Here is a 13,584-nt window from a genome sequence, read left to right as displayed (position 1 = left end):
GTTAATTTAAAAAATCAACTCGTATAATTATCAAAATATCCCTGAATAAAGACAATTGGTGTGCCTTTATCCCCGCTTCCTGAAGTTAGATCAGAAAGAGAACCAATTAAATCTGTTAATTTCCTTGGAGTTGTTCCTTGAGCTTCCATGGCTCCCACAAGATCTTCGCCTTTATTATCAATAAATTCGTTGATCGCTTGCCGGAGTTCTTCCCCTCTAAGGTCGGAGAAGTTGTTATCGGCTAAATACTTTAATTTTACTTCATTCGGTGTTCCATCCAGCCCGCTTGTATAAGCAGGAGAGACGACTGGATCAGCAAGTTCCCAAATTTTCCCGACTGGATCTTTAAAAGCGCCATCCCCGTATACCATCACTTCTACTGTTTTGCCTGTCTTTTCTTTTAAGATTTGTTGGACTTGATCGACGATTGGCTGACAATTACGTGGGAAAAGCTTGACCTTATCCTCTGTCGATTTGTTTGAACCTAGAAGTCCATAATCTTCATTATATCCACTGCCATCAATAGATTCTGATAAGATATTATCCAAGCTATAAATTTTTTCTCCACCATTTGCTTTCAAAATTCTTTTCGTTCTTTCTCGTGTATGAATATCACATGTAAGGACGTTTTTTGTATAGTCTAAAATGGTCTTGGGTTGGTTGGAAAAAATAACTTCACAGGTAGCGCCGCATTCCTCAATCAGAGATTTGTAATACTCAATATAATCGACTCCAGTAAACGTGTGCTTAATAAAGCCAAAATGGTTGCGGAATTGTTCCTCCGTTAAGACATCTGTCCATGGGTTAACTCCTTTTTCATCAAGCAAGTCGATATCCACTAAATGGTTTCCCACTTCGTCAGAAGGATAGCTCAGCATTAAGATAATCTTTTTTGCACCTTTTGCAATCCCGCGCAAACAATTGGAAAAGCGGTTCCGACTTAAAATTGGGAAGATGACGCCAATTGGTTCATCCCCGAATTTTGCTTGAACATCTTTCGCGATATGATCGACCGTTGCATAATTTCCTTGAGCTCGGGCAATGATTGATTCTGTAATGGAGACAATATCTTTATCTTGAATTTGAAAACCCTCAACCTCAGCCGCTGTTAGTACACTATCGACAACAATGTCTTCGATTTGATCCCCTTGATTAATGATCGGACAGCGAAGACCTCTGGCTATTGCTCCAACTACTCTTTCCAATATGACCGCTCCTTAAAATAAAAGTTAATTACATGCTTTACGTTTGTTGAGATTCAAAAAGCCTGATAAAAATATCTTCCTTTTGAATAACTCACCTTTGTAATATACAATACTACAAGGATATAAGTAAAATGAATATATTGAATGGGGGATATAAGTTGTGGTTATGTATATTTTGCATTAAAAAGTTCCTATGCCGCATAGTATGGAGCAGACCCGATAAAAAGTATTCACGTTTATTAAATAAAAGAGTGATCAATAGAAAAAACTCTTCACTCTGTAAGCCCACTTAGTTAAAATCTACCGAAAGCATACATTTGGGTACGATGGTACATTGGATTGTAGGCCCTTTCAATAAGAAACATCCCCTAGTCCGTTTTTATCCGATTTTTTATTACTTTATCATGATCATTAAGCGAAATGACTAACCATTCAAAGTCTAATTTGATTAGTCCTCGTTCAGTCCCAAGATAATAAATAATGCTATTAACTTCTTCTTTAACAGTCGGCTCTCCTAATAAGTGGACGATTTCTTCTCTTGACTTACCTGCTAATTTGTAACAAGTGAGTAAATCATCAATCATATAGACTCTTTCATCAGGATTATTCAGCCATCTTTCAGTTGAAAAGTGAGATTTATATTCATTGAGGGTTAACATAAAGCCACAATAAACAGGAAGAATAGAGACTAAAATAAAATGGATGATAAATCGGCGTTTTTCTTTCTTATTAGTAGCCGCTTTAGTCTGTTTCCGCAAAAACCATTGAAATACTAGTAGGATTATAAAAGGGAAGAGAATCGCTGTTGTACTCACCAAATTATAGGTAGGGCGTAACCAGTATATATACAAGAGATATCCTAAATAAATTAAAATGTACAAATCAATATAAAGCCGGTATATTTTTTTAATCTTCATAGCAACCCCCTTTTTAATATATACAATATATGACGATCACTAAATAGAATAGTTTCGTTTTTTTGTAATTTATTTTCTTTTTATAAAAATGGTTATGGAAAGTGTATAGTATTATCAATTGTCTTCCCTGCTTTTTATGAGATAATTAAAGCTGGAATCTGTTCTTCACTAAATGTCTGTAGAACCATCCCCGAATGACTTGGGTTTCCATTTACAAACCGGAATATTTTCGCAATAAAGCTGCTAAGTATTAAATGGTTAAGTCTACTTTGGCTTTTTATAAGAGGTGCTTATATGATAAGTAAATTAGATCTGTATAAAGTTTTTTGTCAGGTAGGGAAAGATAAGAGTTTTTCCAAAGCCGCAAAAGAATTGTATATGACACAACCCGCTGTCAGTCAGGCCATGAAACAGCTGGAAAGAGAATTAGAAATCCGTTTATTTAATCGTACACCTAAAGGAGTATCTTTCACAAACGAGGGGAGTCTTCTCTTTGAGTATGTCCAATCGGCGATCAATTTGATTGAAACAGGCGAGGAAAAAATCTTAGAATTTAAAAACCTGACAACAGGTGAATTAAAAATTGGGGTAGGAGATACGATTTCACGGCACTTTCTGCTTCCCTATTTAGAAACCTTTCATAATCGCTATCCCAATATTAATTTTAAAATTGTCAATGGCACGACCTTAGAGATGTGTTCTCTTTTAAAATCGGGTGGGATTGATGTCGCGATTTGTAATTTTCCAATTGAGGATCGGAGCCTGGAACAAATCCCATGTTTGGATATTCACGATATTTTCGTGTGTGGCTCAGAATATCGGAAAAGTATGATTGAGCCCATTAGTTTAGAGAAAATAACAAAATTCCCTTTGATTTTATTGGAGCCTAAATCGAATTCAAGACAATATATTGAGGATTATATACGCTCCAAAGGCATCCAGATTGATCCTGAATTTGAATTAGGCTCTCATGATCTATTACTAGAATTTGCAAAAATCAACCTTGGAATCGCCTGTGTCACAAAAGAGTTTTCCTTGGATTATCTGGATAATGGCTTATTATATGAAATCGAATTATCCGAGAGCATTCCGAAAAGAAGTGTAGGAGTCTGCTTTTTAAAAAGTGTGCCGTTATCACCAGCAGCAATGAAGTTTGTTGAAGTGATTGAAGGGGAATAAATCATGGGTAATTTCCTTTCACATCAACTTTTCCGGCATCTAAGTGAGCCTCCACAGAGTTGACTCCATTCAATCCTTCTAAAGCCCCTTTGACATCATCTTTTTCAATTGCTATTCTCTTGTAAAGGAGGATTGTGCACATGAGTGTTTATGATTTCTCGGCCAAGACAATAGATGGTAAGGACAAGCCACTGGCAGACTATAAAGGCAAAGTACTTTTAATTGTGAATACAGCAAGTAAATGTGGATTCACGCCACAGTTCGAAGGATTGCAAAAACTATATGAAATGTATAAAGATCAGGGGATTGAAGTACTTGGATTTCCATGTAATCAATTTAGTAACCAAGATCCAGGTACAGATGCAGAAATCTCCAATTTTTGTCAGGCAAATTATGGGGTTTCCTTTCAAATGTTCAGTAAGATCGATGTGAAAGGAGAAAATGCACATCCGCTCTTTGTATATTTAACCAAGGAAGCAAAAGGGATGGTTACGAACCAAATTAAGTGGAACTTTACGAAATTTTTAATTGATAAAAACGGCGAAGTAGTGGATAGATTTGCTCCGCAAACAAAGCCCGAAAGCCTTGAAAAGGAAATTGAAAAACTTCTATAACCAACCCCTGTGGAGAACATGCAAGACGGAAGGGGCTTCCTAATTACGTAAATCTGTGAATTAGGAAGCCCCTTCTTCAAGTATTCCGTAGGGACCTTGAAGAAGGGGTTGTTTCCGTAAACCAGGCTTGATCTAATTTATCATAATAAGGTTTTAACTGCTGTTTTGCTTGTCCAACTTTCAGTTGATAAGGTGCTATGCCTTTTAGCAATGAGATAAATTGATAAAACTCTTGAGGTTCTAAGACTACCATCCCGTAGCCCCTATTGAAATATTACGTTTTAAATCTTATTTACTAGGACTTTTAAATTTCTACTTTGACCAGTACGTTTGTTTTTCTCTCTTTATTATTGCCGAATATCAATCCACCAACGATCTTCGGCATTCATGTCTTCCGTATCACCAGATCCGCTGTAATGAAAAGCATCAAGGAAGTTGCGAAGACTGCAATCACAGTAGTTTGAAACAGTATAACTAGATGTCAATCCATCCATCATTCCCTCAGCAGGCACAATCCGTTATAATAGGAAAGTATGTAAAATGACATATGCTATTTTTTCGATTAAATATGATGGACAAAAATATAAATAGAAGTTGGATAAATGCATTTGTGCTTATCCGAAGAGGAGGGACCCTAAGTTGAAGGATATGATAGGAGAAACTTGGGAAACAGAAATTCGTCAATTGGATGCAAAAGGTTCGGGGCAGGCTGTGGTTTGGCGGGAAAATGAACATGGAAATAAGAAGAAATTAAAGCTAACGATCCCGCGTACGCTGCCAGGCGAAAAGGTGAGAGTTACTGTTGATCAGCCCCATCGCAGACGAAGGAAGGCTATTCCGGATGAAATTATCCAAGCTCATCCTAAAAGAATCGAACCGGCTTGCCAGCATTTTGATCGTTGCGGAGGCTGTGTTTGGCAGCATTGGGCATATACAGGCCAGCTGGAGCAAAAGACCAATCATGTGAAACAAGCATTGGAATCACAAGGGTTTGATCCAAATGTAGTGAAAGATGCGATTGGAATGGAGGAGCCTTGGCGTTATCGGAATAAAATGGAATTCACCTTCTCTCCTGAGGGGGATTTGGGCTTACATGAACAGGGGAATTTCCGTAAAATCATTTCTTTAGAAACATGTTTAATTGCCGGAAAAGAAATGGTTGAGGCAACGATAGAAGTAGCAAAATGGGCGAAGGAACATCAATTAAAAGGTTATGATAAAGATTTACATGAAGGGTTATTGCGCCATCTGATGGTGCGTCAATCGTATGCGACTGGGGAAATGATGTTGGCTCTTTTTGCAACAGAAGATCCATTTTTACACTTAGAACAAGAGGTAAAGGATTTAGTTAAACGTATTGAGCAAAAGTTCCCACAAGTAAAAAGTCTTTTGTGGATGGAAAATACGGATTGGGCTGATCGGACACAATCGGAAAAAACCCATATCTTATCTGGTCGTGATTTTATCTATGATGAAATGCTTGGCTATCGTTATCGTCTATGGTTTGATACCTTTTTTCAAACGAATCCAATCCAAGCACAGAAGTTAGTAGAACTAGCTCTAGAGATGGGGCAACCGAAACAAACGGAAAAAATGATAGATTTGTTCTGTGGAGTCGGCACTTTTTCCTTGCCATTTGCTAGTAGAGTTGAAAAGTTAGCAGGAATTGAAATTGTCGAAACGTCCATTCAATCAGCGAAACGAAATGCAGAAGACAATGATATATCTAACACATACTTTCTAGCCAAGGATGCGCGCAAGGGGATTGATCAGGTCTTGGAGAGCTTTGGAAGACCAGGACTATTGCTGCTAGATCCACCACGTTCAGGCGCTGGCGGAAAGGTTATGCGCCGAATTGGCCGTTCCCAGCCAGAAAGGATCGTCTATGTTTCTTGTAATCCAGATACATTTGCGACGGATCTCAAAGAACTCGTCCCATTTGGCTATAAATTAGAACTCGTCCAACCAGTAGACCTATTTCCGCAAACATATCATGTTGAATGTTGTGCGTTGTTGACTTATACGGGTGTTTAGTTAAAGATACCCTTCCAATTCAGATCCGGACTTCGTGAAAATAAACCTTTCCGATTTCCGGTTCTTTTTAATGTTTACCTTTTAATAAGTCTGGGTTTCCTTTCAAGTTAAAACAAAAAGGTAACATACTGCAAAAATTCCTTACAATTTTTAAAAAACAAGGGGTGTGTCAATCCATGGATAAATAATTTTCTAAATAATGGTATAATTTGATTTGTAAGGGGATACTTTTGTGAAGTTTTTCAAGATAAGAAATGCACGTTAACTATCGGCTAGTGTTTTTCAGTTTAGGGGGAGTGAAATGGTTGATATTCAATTATTTAAAAAGTTACGTGTTGAGTCCCAGCTTGGTGAGATAGTTGGGCCCCCGTGTCCATATCAGGTGGTCTTTTACATCGGATTTATGCCATTGAAACAAGTAAAGGGAAATTTGCCATAAAATTTCTAAATCCTCAAGTTATGCAAAGGGCAGATGCCATGATGAATTATATTAATTCAGAGAGAATTGCTAATTTGGTATCAAAGAAGATACCTGCTGTCCCAGCTAAAATAATTAATGGCAATTTTATTCAAAAAATAGATAGCCAATTTTATATTGTTTTCGATTGGTTAGAGGGTGAAACACTTAAAGCAAATATAATCAATCGTAGTCATAGTGAAAAGATGGGCTCTATACTGGCTGACATCCATAGGACAGATTTTTCGGAGCTTAACATAAAGGAAGATAGGAGTAACAATGAAAAAAACATAGACTGGAAATATTACATACAACAAGGACAAAACAATAATGCTGAATGGGTGGAATTACTGCTTGGAAATGTTGATGAACTTTATGAGTGGAGTGCAGCAGCAAATAAAGCAAATAAATTACTTTCGGCAAGCTTAGTTATTAGTCATAGGGATTTAGATCCTAAAAATGTATTATGGCACAAAGATAACCCAGTTCTAATTGATTGGGAGTCCGCCGGTTATGTAAATCCAGTGCACGATTTAATTGAAACGGCATTATACTGGTCTGAAGATGAGGATGGAAATGTGGAAAAAGAAAGATTTTTTGCTTTTATAAATGGATATAAACAGAATTATGGAGAAATTCATGCAGACTGGTCTGCTGTATTAGAAAATGGTTTTCTAGGAAAATTAGATTGGGTTGAATATAATTTAAAACGGTCGTTATGGATTGAATGCACAGATGAAGAAGAACAAAGGATAGGTACGGTACAAGCAGTAGGAACGATAAAAGAACTTAAGAATTATTCAGAGACAATTCCAAGATTAGTTGCTTGGCTAAAAAATGAAGAATAATCATTTGTTATAACGCTAGTTGTTGGACTAAGGATGATAAGAAATCAATTCCTCTGTAGAAACTAATACCCCAGCTAGATACCATAAAGAGATAGTAATAAAAATCTAAGCAAAGGATGTTCAAAATGAGTAAAGGAAATATTGAAGTCCCTTTACGATGTGAGGGGATTGCAGTAGTTTTATTGAAACGAGCAACTCCTGTTTTGCAAGATGCATGGTGTTATATTGGTGGGGGGATTAAAGAAGGTGAAACTGCTTGGCAATCTGCTCTAAGGGAAGTTGAAGAGGAGACTGGAATTACAAAGCTTTCATTGTACACTTCTAATAAATTTGATCAATTTTACTCACCTGATGAGGACTATATTTATATTGCACCAATATTTGTAGGATATGTGGATGACGAACAGGATGTAATACTAAACTATGAACATAGTGAATATAAATGGTTGAGCTTTAATGAAGCGATTGAACATGTCGCTTTGCCAGGAAATGATGAAGTCCTTACTTTTATTGAGAAGCATTTTGTAAAGAATACTCCGACAGAATTGCTACGTGTTGAGGGAGTGGTATAGTGGGATTTTATTATCTATTGCTACTTATTATTTAATGCTTGGAGCCTTTCATAAGGATGTCCCTCGTCCGATTAAAATAGTTATATTTTTATTTGTAATAGGGACAGTGTTTATTGTGATGGCGCTTATATTATTGCTCCCTGGTAGCTCAGATATTATTGCAGAACTTTTGAAGTGAATGTAATGTTGACGGGCTGTTTTGTTTAAGAAAGAGTATGGAACAACAGCTCAACTTTTGTTGCCTTATAAGTATAGGTTAGCATCGTTGGCAACTCTCTTTGGAAATTGAATGCAGTGGACGAAGCACTACATTTCGATAATGGATAGCTTTTTATCCCGGCGCATCATTTGGGCAATTACGTACAGTCCATTTTCCTTCCACAATTAAACTGTTCTATGTTTGCTCTTCTAACTCTCTTAATGATTGGACAAAAGAGATAAATCTAGTAAATTCCACGCTCAATTCATTTTTCGACTTTTTCCTAATGCGATTTTCTCCTTTGATTATATTAAAAAGTGTGCAAGTCCTTTTTCTGAGTTACTTGCTGGCTCTAATGATCGATATGAAATGTCCAAAGTGCTTGACAATTTTTTTATAATTGCTTTAAAATGAAAATGTCTTATCTTTTTGACATAGGGGATGCTTATGAATAATAAAATTAAAGCGATACGGAAGAAAATGGATATGACTCAACAGCAGCTTGCGACTGAATGTGGAGTTGCTAGGCAAACGATCAATTGTATCGAGAATGATAAATATGACCCGACATTAGAATTGGCATTTAAATTATCGAAAATTTTAAAAGTAAAGGTAGATGAATTGTTTACTTATGAGTAAATTTCATGCGCATTACACAATAACAATGAATGACATTATTAGGGAAGGGGATCCTATCTTGCATCAACAGACGCAGGAAGTAAAAATCCCACCTTCAAAAGAAGACCAAGAGACGCTTATTTGTATGATGAATTTTTTAAAAAATAGTCAGGATCCTGTTTTAGCGAAGAAGTACCGTTTACGTGCTGGTGTAGGATTATCAGCAAATCAAATTGGGCTGAATAAGCGTATGTTTGCAGCGTATTTAACAGATGAAAAGGGCAGAGAGCACGAGTATACCCTGATCAATCCCCGCATAATTAGTCATTCTGTATCGATGATTTATTTACCACCAAGTGAAGGGTGTCTCTCTGTTGATCGGGATGTAAAAGGGTTTGTACCAAGGTATGAGCGGATTAAAGTGAGAGGGTATAACCTGTTAGGAGAAGAGGTTGTGCTGAAACTTAGGGGATATGCGTCGATTGTGGTTCAACATGAAATTGATCATTTAAACGGCATTATGTTTTATGATCGAATCAATAAGGAAAATCCTTTTCAACTACCGGAAAACAGTAAAGCATTATCTTTTAACAGTTGAAAGGAAGAGATTCAGTGAAAACAGCACTTTGTCTAGGTGATACAGTTGGGCTCATCGCTTGTTCTGATGGACGCGAAAAGGAGAGCACGATTGTTAAAGAAACTGCAGATGCTTTAGCAATGTTAGGGCTAAAAGTAAAGTTGGCGCAAACCATTTTCCGTAAAGGAGATTCACCATTCAGCGGGGAAGCAACAGAGCGGGCAAATGAACTAATGACTATGTTTCAGGATGAGAAAATAAAGATGATTTTTGATATTTCAGGTGGAGATTCAGCAAATCAAATTTTGCCTTACTTAGACGAACAGGTCATCAGAAAAACTCCGAAGCCATTTGTAGGGCTTAGTGATTTGTCGGTCCTATTAAACGCTATCTATGCTAGAACCCAGGTACCAACATTCCATTATCAAATAGCGAATCTTGTTAAGGAGGATGCTTCCAGCCAACAGAATCTATTTCGGAAATGGTTCATGGAAAAAGATATGGATCGAGCAAATGATATAACCTTTCGATATACATGGATACGCGGTCAAGGGATGGAAGGAGTCGTAATTGGTGGAAATATTCGCTGCTTTTTAAAGCTGGCAGGCACTCCTTATATGCCTGATCTCACCAACAAAATATTATTTTTGGAAAGTTTAGGAGGAGGAATTAGCCGAACTGCTTCCTTACTTGCGCAATTACAACAAACTGGCTATTTAGAACAATGCCAGGGGCTATTATTAGGAACATTTACCGAAATTCGCTCGCAAAATCAGAATCATCTTTTGGAGGAACTGATATTAGAGATGACTAAAGAATACCCATTCCCGATTGCAACAACAGAACAACTCGGTCATGGCGCGGATGCACATTGTTTGCCTATTGGCAGGTTTTTGACATTCCCCTGACTTTTTTAAAAGGGTATTTTAAGATATTGTTTATTGCTGTCTTATGCTGAGATCAATGATTGAAATGTCGGCTTAGGAATTTTTTAGACTTAAGCAAATGAGCGAATCTCTTGAAAAGTCCCCACATAGGTATGGTAAAATTTACCACACCCGTGGGGACTTTTTTAATTGTAGATTTTTACCTATTTCGACCAGAAAATTATGATATGGAGGGATGCAAGATGAAAAAAATGATGTTTATGATATTCTTCGGTTTTTTGCTTGTAGGCTGTAGCAATGTTGATGAAGAAAAGGGGTCCACGAATACAAATCAGGATGAGCCTATCGTGGAAAATATAGAAGATGATGATGCTCAGGATGAAGGCGAAGACTTGGCTGAGGATGAGGAAGAAGCGACAAATGAGTCGCAAGGAGATACAGAAGAAGAGGAGGGGGAAGACCTAAGCAACGCAGAAAAGACGACAAATGAAAATGGTGATGATGTCTATGTGTTTCCAATGGGGAAAGAAGGGAAGATCAAGGAGTGGATGCACCAATATAGCGCGATTGTGGAAGTGAATGATTTTTCAATTTCAGATACATTGCCAGAGAGCGTGACGGGTATAGAGGATGAAAAAGCGGATGACGATGAAATGTTTGCGATTATGGATGTTACATTTAAAAACGACGGCAAACATGCGGAGTATGTGGAAGATGATACGAGTACGACTAACATAGCACAGGCCTTTCTCATTAGACCAGACTTAGAGAGACAAGAAGAAGACAATGCAATAAATGATGGAGGAAATATTCCGTACATAGATGGTGAGATTGACACAGTCAGCCTTGACCCTGGGGATGAGCAACAAGTATATATTGTTTTCCCCATCGTTAAAGAGTTCGCCAATGAAGAACAATACTATCTGACTTACCAAGCATATGGTGACAAGATTTATGCTTGGGAGTTAAAGAAATAAAAATAAAGGTAGATGTATTGTAGTGAAAGCAGCTTAAATGATTTCTTTGAAAAAATATTAAGAAATATATTGCCAAAACATACATTAGTTAAATGCCAGAAACATGCTGGGCATAATTATAGGAGTCCTTATATGATTCTGGGTCATCCCAAGCGCCCATACTGTTAAAAGAGGAGAGATACAGTAATTGATTTTCACGGATGATAATTTCAATTCCGTGTTCTACTTCCCACTCACAATCTCCTTCTAAATGGATAATGGATATATGGGGGTCTTTTGGTTTATCAATGATGAATCCAGTGGGCTCGATATAATTCAGGATGTCGGTTGTCTTATCAATTTTCGGTGGTTCTAGCCCCACATCATCACAGAAGTCTTCACAATAAGCGATAGCTGCTTGGTAAATCTGATCAATCAATTCATTATGTAATGTAAGTGATTTAAAGCTTCGACGCAAAAATGCCCATATTCGAGATCGACTCCATCTGCTATCCAAACTCGAATCTGTTTATTAAACAAACTGCAATATGTCGTTCCTTCTATTCCATATTCTGTTTCCGTCATATTTCCAATCATTTTTCTCTCCTCTTATTTCCTAAATCTTTGCTTGTAACAGTTATAATCGTGAGTAAATGAGGTATAGATTCTATGGCCGCCAAGATATGATCGGAACAGGGTACTTGGCGCCTTTAACCGTTCCTCCCTTAGACGGGCTTAAAGACCTCCCAAAATTAATTCTAAATCCACATAATGATTGGCCAACCAAACCATTTCTTCAGCAAAACGAACAGGTGGCCCCGTATGCTTGTTCATATTAGCGTTTATCCACCATGTACACTCCATATACCACAGTAACTTTAGAGAGTCTGTTAGAAAGCTTTTTTCAACAGGACAATACTCACCATAGCCTTCAAGAAAAGCTGAAGCAAGGGCAGTATCAAGCACTTCATCGGCTAACGCGGCAGAAATGACAGCTCTTGCAACATCTAGTTGGGGATAATCGAATTTTAGCCGATCAAAATCTAGGATGGCACTTACTTGTCCTTCCTTAAATAATATGTTGTCGACCCAAAGATCACGATGAGCCCATCCAGTATTTTGATTAAATTCCTCGAAATTGACCATTTCAGTCACTTTTATTTGTGTCTCAATAATAGTGGAGAGTGAAGTGTTATGAGTTTGCTTCCAAACATCTCGCCAATGACGTGATCGTTCTTTCGGAGTAGGAATAATGAAGGCAGGGTAATGCCTTTTTGCTAGTGTGCGCTCATTTAATATTTGATGCATATAGCCTGTCATCTTTCCCAAATGGAATATTTGCGAGCTGGTAACTTTACCGGGAGGCATGGTAACACCATCGCAGTATTCCATGATCGTAAAAAGCTCATCTTGATCAGAGTGAAAAAGGTATTCTCCCCCATATGACAGAAGCATGGGACAAGGAAGTCCGCGTTTATGCAATCGATTTTGTTGATGAAAGGCATTGTCCAGTTCCTCACGATTATATAGTTTTAGTCTTTCTTTGTTGTATTGTTTAATCAAATAGATACCAGTATCTGTTGTTATTTTCCATTTTAAATTTAACCATCCCTGCCGAATAGGTTCACTTTCTAATACATGAAAGCCAAATTGCCGGTGACAGGTCTTTAGTAAATCATGTAAGATTGGGTGCTCTAAACATTGATTCTCCATCATACTCTCCTTCGCATATTAGATTTTTTTCTCCAAAATATATTGAACTCCTCTATTAATTTCCAAACAATGGTTAGGGTCCGCCAACTTCATTGAAAGGACTTATACTACAAGTGTATAATGTTTTGATTTGATGGGAGAAACAGTTATTTCGTTGTACCCAACCCATGCAAAATAAATTGAATCGTGCGCTCCGTTTCGACCTCATCATCCCATTCCATTTCTGGGAACAGTACATAGCGAGAGATTAAAAAACCAAGCGCGGAAGTAATGGCCAATCTCGCTACACTGGCAGGTGGCATGTCAATGATTTGCCCCTTTTCCTGGTAGCCTTTAATTAATTCTTCAACACGGTCAAAAGTATCCTTGGCAATATGATTTAGAAACTGTTCCCGCAACTCGGGATGGAAGGGGATTTCCTGAAGTAAAATTTTTATGACTGGGAGCAAACGTTTAACTGCGTTTCTTCGATTTTCCATTGTCGCTCGTAGAAAGTCTTCGACATGATCATATTGTTGATCCAGCACTTTATGAAAATCCTTTACAAGATGAGGAGCAATTAATTTTGTCATAAACGGGCCTATAATCGACATTAATAATTCCTTTTTCGTTTTATAATGCCGAAAGATGGTTCCCTCCGCTACCCCGGCCTTTTTTGCAATCTCACTGGTCGAGGTGGCGGAGTAACCTTTTTCGGAAAAAGATTCGATCGCAGCTAAGATGATCTTCTTTTGTTTATCTGTTAATTTTTCATCTGCGAATATTTGTTCAATAAGTTTTTCTTCTTCAGACATTGTATCTCCCCTAT

General features: G+C 37.5%; 18 protein-coding genes. 10 read left to right on the top strand and 8 right to left on the bottom strand.

Annotated features, from left to right (window positions below; translation table 11 throughout):
* Positions 1 to 14 precede the first annotated feature (14 nt).
* Both IPU53_RS02145 and IPU53_RS02140 read right to left on the bottom strand, forming a co-directional pair.
* Positions 15 to 1,205, bottom strand: coding sequence for a coenzyme F420-0:L-glutamate ligase (locus IPU53_RS02145; protein WP_207447091.1), 1,191 nt, complete (start codon positions 1,203 to 1,205; stop codon positions 15 to 17).
* A 368-nt stretch (positions 1,206 to 1,573) separates the two neighbouring features.
* Positions 1,574 to 2,122, bottom strand: coding sequence for a hypothetical protein (locus tag IPU53_RS02140; RefSeq protein WP_207447089.1), 549 nt, complete (start codon positions 2,120 to 2,122; stop codon positions 1,574 to 1,576).
* 294 nt (positions 2,123 to 2,416) lie between these two features.
* Here IPU53_RS02140 and IPU53_RS02135 point away from each other — a divergent pair, with 294 nt between their 5' ends.
* Entirely contained in the window at positions 2,417 to 3,301 is an 885-nt protein-coding gene (locus IPU53_RS02135; protein ID WP_207447087.1) for a LysR family transcriptional regulator, read from the top strand.
* A 140-nt stretch (positions 3,302 to 3,441) separates the two neighbouring features.
* The gene (locus IPU53_RS02130) at positions 3,442 to 3,915 is read left to right on the top strand and encodes a glutathione peroxidase (protein WP_207447084.1); all 474 of its coding nucleotides are present in this window, start codon (positions 3,442 to 3,444) and stop codon (positions 3,913 to 3,915) included.
* A 76-nt stretch (positions 3,916 to 3,991) separates the two neighbouring features.
* Here the strand turns inward: IPU53_RS02130 and IPU53_RS02125 are convergent, their stop codons facing one another.
* Positions 3,992 to 4,168: a hypothetical protein gene (locus IPU53_RS02125; RefSeq protein ID WP_207447082.1), complete on the bottom strand. Its 177-nt coding sequence runs from the start codon at positions 4,166 to 4,168 to the stop codon at positions 3,992 to 3,994.
* 94 nt (positions 4,169 to 4,262) lie between these two features.
* The gene (locus IPU53_RS02120) at positions 4,263 to 4,400 is read right to left on the bottom strand and encodes a hypothetical protein (protein WP_207447525.1); all 138 of its coding nucleotides are present in this window, start codon (positions 4,398 to 4,400) and stop codon (positions 4,263 to 4,265) included.
* Between the two features lie 163 nt (positions 4,401 to 4,563).
* Here IPU53_RS02120 and rlmD point away from each other — a divergent pair, with 163 nt between their 5' ends.
* From rlmD to IPU53_RS02080, 8 genes are all read left to right on the top strand, one after another.
* Positions 4,564 to 5,949 carry a 23S rRNA (uracil(1939)-C(5))-methyltransferase RlmD gene (rlmD, locus tag IPU53_RS02115; RefSeq protein ID WP_396019885.1) on the top strand — a complete coding sequence of 462 codons (1,386 nt, stop codon included), beginning with the start codon at positions 4,564 to 4,566 and terminating at the stop codon, positions 5,947 to 5,949.
* A gap of 369 nt (positions 5,950 to 6,318) precedes the next feature.
* On the top strand, positions 6,319 to 7,254 hold the full coding sequence (locus IPU53_RS02110) for a phosphotransferase (RefSeq protein WP_313886430.1): 936 nt from the start codon (positions 6,319 to 6,321) through the stop codon (positions 7,252 to 7,254).
* 125 nt (positions 7,255 to 7,379) lie between these two features.
* Positions 7,380 to 7,826 (top strand): NUDIX hydrolase, encoded by a 447-nt coding sequence (locus IPU53_RS02105; RefSeq protein ID WP_207447079.1) that lies wholly within the window; start codon positions 7,380 to 7,382, stop codon positions 7,824 to 7,826.
* On the top strand, positions 7,810 to 8,004 hold the full coding sequence (locus IPU53_RS02100; protein ID WP_207447523.1) for a hypothetical protein: 195 nt from the start codon (positions 7,810 to 7,812) through the stop codon (positions 8,002 to 8,004). The genes IPU53_RS02105 and IPU53_RS02100 overlap by 17 nt, the downstream gene beginning before the upstream one ends.
* A 468-nt stretch (positions 8,005 to 8,472) precedes the next feature.
* Entirely contained in the window at positions 8,473 to 8,664 is a 192-nt protein-coding gene (locus IPU53_RS02095; RefSeq protein ID WP_207447077.1) for a helix-turn-helix transcriptional regulator, read from the top strand.
* Positions 8,657 to 9,241 carry a peptide deformylase gene (gene def, locus IPU53_RS02090; protein ID WP_207447075.1) on the top strand — a complete coding sequence of 195 codons (585 nt, stop codon included), beginning with the start codon at positions 8,657 to 8,659 and terminating at the stop codon, positions 9,239 to 9,241. The genes IPU53_RS02095 and def overlap by 8 nt, the downstream gene beginning before the upstream one ends.
* Before the next feature lie 14 nt (positions 9,242 to 9,255).
* A complete protein-coding gene (locus tag IPU53_RS02085) occupies positions 9,256 to 10,128 on the top strand; it encodes a S66 peptidase family protein (RefSeq protein WP_313886429.1) in 873 nt (290 codons plus the stop codon).
* Between the two features lie 221 nt (positions 10,129 to 10,349).
* Positions 10,350 to 11,084, top strand: a complete 735-nt coding sequence (locus IPU53_RS02080; RefSeq protein ID WP_207447073.1) for a hypothetical protein — start codon at positions 10,350 to 10,352, stop codon at positions 11,082 to 11,084.
* Positions 11,085 to 11,172: 88 nt separating this feature from the next.
* Here the strand turns inward: IPU53_RS02080 and IPU53_RS02075 are convergent, their stop codons facing one another.
* The 4 genes from IPU53_RS02075 to IPU53_RS02060 form a co-directional block, all read right to left on the bottom strand.
* Positions 11,173 to 11,541 carry a DUF6985 domain-containing protein gene (locus IPU53_RS02075; RefSeq protein ID WP_207447071.1) on the bottom strand — a complete coding sequence of 123 codons (369 nt, stop codon included), beginning with the start codon at positions 11,539 to 11,541 and terminating at the stop codon, positions 11,173 to 11,175.
* A complete protein-coding gene (locus tag IPU53_RS02070; protein ID WP_207447070.1) occupies positions 11,499 to 11,660 on the bottom strand; it encodes a hypothetical protein in 162 nt (53 codons plus the stop codon). The genes IPU53_RS02075 and IPU53_RS02070 overlap by 43 nt, the downstream gene beginning before the upstream one ends.
* A 138-nt stretch (positions 11,661 to 11,798) precedes the next feature.
* Positions 11,799 to 12,776, bottom strand: coding sequence for a phosphotransferase (locus tag IPU53_RS02065; protein WP_207447068.1), 978 nt, complete (start codon positions 12,774 to 12,776; stop codon positions 11,799 to 11,801).
* Positions 12,777 to 12,922: 146 nt separating this feature from the next.
* Complete coding sequence (locus IPU53_RS02060) at positions 12,923 to 13,570, bottom strand: TetR/AcrR family transcriptional regulator (RefSeq protein ID WP_207447067.1); 648 nt, start codon at positions 13,568 to 13,570, stop codon at positions 12,923 to 12,925.
* Between the last annotated feature and the right edge of the window lie 14 nt (positions 13,571 to 13,584).

This window comes from Bacillus sp. SD088 (genome assembly GCF_017355205.1).
Taxonomy (GTDB): Bacteria; Bacillota; Bacilli; order Bacillales; family Bacillaceae_C; genus Lederbergia.
This window is presented reverse-complemented; position numbering and strand designations above follow the sequence as displayed.

Bases quoted from the DNA above. Each gene is read 5' to 3' on its own strand.
- IPU53_RS02080 (WP_207447073.1), top strand. From the start codon at position 10,350: ATGAAAAAAATGATGTTTATGATATTCTTCGGTTTTTTGCTTGTAGGC.
- IPU53_RS02065 (WP_207447068.1), bottom strand. From the start codon at position 12,776: ATGGAGAATCAATGTTTAGAGCACCCAATCTTACATGATTTACTAAAG.
- IPU53_RS02130 (WP_207447084.1), top strand. From the start codon at position 3,442: ATGAGTGTTTATGATTTCTCGGCCAAGACAATAGATGGTAAGGACAAG.
- IPU53_RS02095 (WP_207447077.1), top strand. From the start codon at position 8,473: ATGAATAATAAAATTAAAGCGATACGGAAGAAAATGGATATGACTCAA.
- def (WP_207447075.1), top strand. From the start codon at position 8,657: ATGAGTAAATTTCATGCGCATTACACAATAACAATGAATGACATTATT.
- rlmD (WP_396019885.1), top strand. From the start codon at position 4,564: ATGATAGGAGAAACTTGGGAAACAGAAATTCGTCAATTGGATGCAAAA.
- IPU53_RS02135 (WP_207447087.1), top strand. From the start codon at position 2,417: ATGATAAGTAAATTAGATCTGTATAAAGTTTTTTGTCAGGTAGGGAAA.
- IPU53_RS02125 (WP_207447082.1), bottom strand. From the start codon at position 4,168: ATGGTAGTCTTAGAACCTCAAGAGTTTTATCAATTTATCTCATTGCTA.
- IPU53_RS02070 (WP_207447070.1), bottom strand. From the start codon at position 11,660: ATGATTGGAAATATGACGGAAACAGAATATGGAATAGAAGGAACGACA.
- IPU53_RS02105 (WP_207447079.1), top strand. From the start codon at position 7,380: ATGAGTAAAGGAAATATTGAAGTCCCTTTACGATGTGAGGGGATTGCA.
- IPU53_RS02060 (WP_207447067.1), bottom strand. From the start codon at position 13,570: ATGTCTGAAGAAGAAAAACTTATTGAACAAATATTCGCAGATGAAAAA.
- IPU53_RS02140 (WP_207447089.1), bottom strand. From the start codon at position 2,122: ATGAAGATTAAAAAAATATACCGGCTTTATATTGATTTGTACATTTTA.